1 rRNA gene (running past both ends of the window) is annotated in these 331 nt (G+C 51.7%); it reads left to right on the top strand.

What is annotated here, in order from left to right:
- A 23S ribosomal RNA gene (locus tag J3U35_RS00010) occupies positions 1 to 331 on the top strand (it extends past both window edges: 1,630 nt to the left, 780 nt to the right).

Here is a 331-nt window from a genome sequence, read left to right as displayed (position 1 = left end):
TCAGTCGAAGATACCAGCTGGCTGCAACTGTTTAATAAAAACACAGCACTGTGCAAACACGAAAGTGGACGTATACGGTGTGACGCCTGCCCGGTGCTGGAAGGTTAATTGATGGGGTTATGCGTAAGCAGAAGCTCTTGATCGAAGCCCCAGTAAACGGCGGCCGTAACTATAACGGTCCTAAGGTAGCGAAATTCCTTGTCGGGTAAGTTCCGACCTGCACGAATGGCGTAATGATGGCCAGGCTGTCTCCACCCGAGACTCAGTGAAATTGAAATCGCCGTGAAGATGCGGTGTACCCGTGGCAAGACGGAAAGACCCCGTGAACCTT

This window comes from Gilliamella sp. B2717 (assembly GCF_026536675.1).
In the GTDB taxonomy this organism is placed as follows: Bacteria; Pseudomonadota; Gammaproteobacteria; order Enterobacterales; family Orbaceae; genus Gilliamella; species Gilliamella apicola_I.
This window is presented reverse-complemented; position numbering and strand designations above follow the sequence as displayed.